Raw genomic sequence first — 4942 nt, forward strand, 5'->3', positions numbered from 1 at the left:
TTATATTGATCAGTACCATTATCTGGATGACCGTCGTTTTGCAAAGAATTATATTGAATATCGTAAACATAAAAAGAGTCGGAGAGAGCTGGAGTATGAGCTTTCGTTAAAAGGTATCCATCTTGGAGAACTGGTTGATGATGAGGATACGCTTCCGGATGATCAGGAGACGATACGGAATCTTATTTTAAAAAAATGGGGAGAAGAACCGGCACCGGATATGAAGGAAAAAGAGCGGATGATACGGTATCTTGGCCGTCATGGATTTCATATGTCGGATATTCGAAAAGTATACAGAGATTTGGGCATTTGAGACAAAATTTTTGCAAATATTTAGTCAATATGTCAGTAGAGGAAGGAATTCTACTTGACATAATTATAAAAAAAGTATAGAATTTAAGTGTTGTATTTATGTACAATTAAAACTTAATAAGGAGGTGCTCCTGTGCCGATTATTTATGCAGTTATCATGACCATTATAGCTGTTATAATCACTGCCCTTATCGTTTGGAATGTGGCGATTTCTTATAGAAAAAAAGTCGTAGAATCCAAGATTGGTTCAGCAGAAGAAAAAGCTCGTGAGATCATCGACGAAGCGATGAAAGTTGCTGAGACCAAAAAACGTGAAGGTCTTCTTGAAGTCAAGGAAGAAGCTTTGAAGAACAAGAATGAGCTTGAGAAGGAGAGCAAAGAACGCAGATCTGAATTACAGAAGTATGAGAAGCGTGTGCTGGCCAAGGAAGAAGCGGTTGATCGTAAAGCGGATTCTCTTGAGAAGAGAGAAAGTCAGTTATCATCACGTGAGGACAAATTAAACAGACAGTTGGCAGAAGTCAATGAACTGAATCAGAAAAGAGTACAGGAACTCGAACGAATCTCAGGTTTAACCTCCGAACAAGCAAAGGAATATCTTTTAAGAACGGTTGAAGATGATGTAAAGCATGAAACCGCAATGTTAGTCAAAGACCTTGAAAACAAGGCAAAAGAAGAGGCAAATAAAAAGGCGAAGGAATACGTGGTCACCGCGATACAGAAGTGTGCGGCAGATCATGTGGCAGAGACAACGATTTCTGTAGTTCCGTTGCCGAATGATGAAATGAAAGGCCGTATTATCGGACGTGAAGGACGTAACATCCGCACGTTGGAGACGATGACGGGTATTGATTTAATCATTGATGATACACCGGAAGCGGTTATTTTATCCAGTTTCGATCCAATTCGTCGAGAAGTGGCTCGTATCGCTCTGGAGAAGTTAATTGTGGATGGTCGTATTCATCCTGCACGAATTGAAGAGATGGTCGAAAAAGCTCAGAAAGAGGTAGAGACCATGATTCGTGAAGAGGGGGAAGCAGCGACTCTGGAGGTTGGTGTACATGGTATCCACCCAGAGCTGGTGCGTTTGCTGGGTAAGATGAAATACCGTACAAGCTATGGACAAAATGCTTTGAGACATTCTATTGAAGTGGCACATCTGTCCGGTTTACTGGCAGGTGAATTAGGCGCCGATGTAAGGATGGCCAAGAGAGCCGGACTTTTACATGATATCGGTAAATCTGTGGACCACGAGATGGAAGGATCACATATTTCCATCGGTGTGGATTTATGCCGTAAGTATAAAGAGTCTGCTGTTGTAATCAATGCAGTAGAGTCTCACCACGGCGACGTAGAACCAGAAACATTGATTGCATGTATTGTACAGGCCGCAGATACTATTTCAGCGGCAAGACCGGGTGCTCGAAGAGAGACCTTAGAAACTTATACTAACAGATTAAAACAATTAGAAGATATCGCCAATGAGTTCAAAGGCGTTGATAAGTCCTTTGCTATACAGGCAGGACGAGAGATTCGTATCATGGTAGTTCCAGAACAAATTAATGATGATGACATGGTATTGCTGGCCAGAGATATTTCTAAAAAGATCGAAGATGAATTAGAATATCCGGGTCAGATTAAAGTAAATGTAATTCGTGAATCACGGGTAACAGATTATGCCAAATAAAAGCATTGTTATAGAATAACAGAATTGTCAGACCCTTGAAGGATTTATATCTTTCAAGGGTTTTTAAGTTTGAGGATGCGTTATGAAAAAAGTGAGAGTTTTTTTGTATATATTTGTTTTTATATGTCTATTGACGGGCTGTTCGAAGAATCAGAAACGAGAGGCCATAAGCGATGTCAATGATCTTGAGGGAAGACGTGTGGGTGTGGCTCTTGCGTGGGGGCCGGATTATTTGCTGACCGGACGCGATGATCTGGAACTTATAAGGTATAATACGATGGCATCCATGGTCATGGCCCTGTGTTATGATCGATTGGATGCGATTGCAGTGGAAAAGCCTTATGCTCTTTATATAATGAAGTCGGTCGGAGGATGTCATATCGTTGAGGAACCGATTAAACGGGCTAATGTCAATGCCTACGTTTCTCCTTCAAGACCGGAACTTCTGGATGAGTTTAATTGTTTTATCAGTGAATTTAAGAAAACGGATACATATGAGGATATTATGGACCGGTTTTTGAATGCGTCTGTTTATGAGCCTGAGATCATACCTGTCGGAAGCGGCAAGAAGATCAAAGTCGGTGTTGGATCGGATAATTATCCCTTTTCTTATATTAATTTTGATACAGGTGCGTACGAAGGATGCGAGATTGAATTAGTGAAGCATTTTGCCAATGCATATGGATATGAGCCTGAATTTATCGACGGTACCTATGAGGCCTGTGAGCTGGGCGTTTCCAGCGGAAAACTGGATATGTCCTTTTACGGCTGTTCGGAGTTATACAGAGAGGATGTGGAGCTGTCCGGGATGGCGACGGTCTCTGACGGGTATTTTCCAATGGATATTGTATTTATTGAAATTGAAGACCCGGAAAAAGTAAAGATACAAACAGTAATCGACTATTAGAGGGGATGATGACATGAAAGATTTTTTGAATGCATTTTATGTAACATTTATTTTTGAAAACCGATGGCGGTTTTTTTATCAGGGTTTTTTGATGACGATCCTTCTTACACTCACATCCTTTCTGTTCGGAAGTCTTTTGGGGGCTTTATTCTGTAAAATAAAGATGTCGGAGCACAGGCTGATCCGGCGGATCGTCAGCTGTCTCGTTTCCTTTTTTATTCAGATCCCGACACTTGTTCTTTTGATGTTTTTAGTCTATATTATTTTCAAATCGGTACCGCTGTCGGTGGTGGTGATCGTTATTTTCGGTTTGACGTTAAAGGCGGCAGCCTATCTTTCGGAGATATTTTATACAGCGATCAATTCCGTGAACAAAGGAGAGGTGGAGGCGGCAGAAACACTTGGCCTTTCCAGAATACAGACATTTTTCTATGTTATTTTACCTCAGTCTGTTGATATGGCGCTTCCGGTATATAAAAATCAGTTTATTATTACATTACAGGAAACTTCGATCGTCGGTTATCTCGCAATTATAGATCTGACTCGTGCGTCGGATATCGTTACCGCAAGAACCCTGAATGCTATGTTTGGCTTAGTAGCCATATCGATTCTTTACCTTATCCTTGGATGGGTGGGAAATGGCATTCTAACACTGATCAGTCGAAGAAAGCATCTGGAAGGGGATGAAATCAAGTGATATCGATAAGGAATCTGAAGAAAAGTTTTGGTGATCATCTTATATTTGAAAATGTAAATCTGGAGATTGATAAAGGCGATTCTGTTGTTATCATCGGCGGAAGCGGATGCGGAAAAAGTACACTGCTCCGATGTATAAACAGGCTGGAAAAAGCCACAGAAGGTCAGATTATCATTGACGGAGCAGACATACAGGCACCGGATGCGAATGTAGAACTTATCCGCAGAAAGCTTGGCATGGTATATCAGAGCTTTAACCTGTTTTCCCATTTGAATGTGATGGAGAATATGATTTTAGCACCGATGAAAGTTTTGAAAATGCCGAAAAGTGAGGCAATCGATGAAGCGAAAAGACTGCTTGAGATGGTTGGAATGGAAAACCGGGGCGACCGGATGCCGAGTCAGTTGTCCGGAGGACAAAAACAAAGAGTTGCGATCGCCAGGGCTATGATGATGAAGCCGGAAGTCATGTTGTTTGACGAACCGACATCCGCATTGGATCCGACAATGGTTGATGAGGTTGAAAGTGTTATAAGGCGTCTCAATAAGGATGGAATGACCAGTGTGATTGTGACCCATGAAATGCGTTTTGCAAAAAGTATTTCTACAAAAGTTGTTTTTTTGGCTGAAAAAAGCATTTATGAGCAGGGAACGCCGAAAGAGATCTTTGAAAATTCCGCTAAAAAACTGACAAGACAGTTTTTGTTCCGAAACCGGCTTTTTGAGCGGACGATTTCTAAAAACGATGTGGATATCTATTCTCTGTGCAGTGAACTTAAAAATTTTGCAGCACCATATGGGCTTGACAGGAGACAGATGCAGGGCATTGAATTGATGTTTGATGAACTGATTTTTCCTTTTTTACGTATTGATCCGGAAGAATCGGGAAAAATGAATATTCGTTTTCTTGCGGAAGAATCCGGGAAAGATCATAAAATATGGATTGAATTTCCTTTTATCCATACAAATCCGCTGGAACATGAGTGTCTGGATGAATTGAATCAGAAAATTTTAAGAGGGTATACAAAAGAATTAACTGCGGCCTGCAATAAAGATGGGGTGTGGGAGGTTCAGGCAAAGATATAAAGATGGGGCAAATACTTTTGACACCCACATCATAATATAGTATAATGAAAGTTACGATGTTTAAAGGAGTGAAAATAAATGAGTGAATCATGTAGCGAATCCAGCTGCAGCACATGTGGTGTTGAAGGTTGTTCTTCAAGAAAAGCAGAAGATTTCCGTGCACCTGCAAATGCAAAAAGTCATATTAAGCATGTCATCGGTATTGTGAGCGGTAAAGGCGGTGTCGGAAAGTCTCTTGTGACTTCTGAGATTGC

4 protein-coding genes and 1 pseudogene are annotated in these 4942 nt (G+C 40.9%); all 5 read left to right on the forward strand.

Features of this window, described 5'->3' with window-relative positions:
* On the forward strand, nucleotides 1-313 hold a 313-nt coding region (locus QZZ35_RS09060; RefSeq protein ID WP_291237107.1), incomplete at its 5' end, for a regulatory protein RecX.
* A 132-nt stretch (nucleotides 314-445) separates the two neighbouring features.
* Nucleotides 446-1999 carry a ribonuclease Y gene (gene rny, locus QZZ35_RS09065; protein WP_330635644.1) on the forward strand — a complete coding sequence of 518 codons (1554 nt, stop codon included), beginning with the start codon at nucleotides 446-448 and terminating at the stop codon, nucleotides 1997-1999.
* An 82-nt stretch (nucleotides 2000-2081) separates the two neighbouring features.
* Complete coding sequence (locus QZZ35_RS09070; RefSeq protein WP_291237108.1) at nucleotides 2082-2906, forward strand: transporter substrate-binding domain-containing protein; 825 nt, start codon at nucleotides 2082-2084, stop codon at nucleotides 2904-2906.
* A gap of 13 nt (nucleotides 2907-2919) precedes the next feature.
* The gene (locus QZZ35_RS09075; RefSeq protein WP_291237109.1) at nucleotides 2920-3603 is read left to right on the forward strand and encodes an amino acid ABC transporter permease; all 684 of its coding nucleotides are present in this window, start codon (nucleotides 2920-2922) and stop codon (nucleotides 3601-3603) included.
* Nucleotides 3600-4307: pseudogene (locus QZZ35_RS09080) on the forward strand (amino acid ABC transporter ATP-binding protein); the annotation flags it as partial. The gene QZZ35_RS09075 and the pseudogene QZZ35_RS09080, both read left to right, overlap by 4 nt.
* Between the last annotated feature and the right edge of the window lie 635 nt (nucleotides 4308-4942).

It is taken from the genome of Frisingicoccus sp. (assembly GCA_016298055.1).
Taxonomy (GTDB): domain Bacteria; phylum Bacillota; class Clostridia; order Lachnospirales; family Lachnospiraceae; genus Frisingicoccus.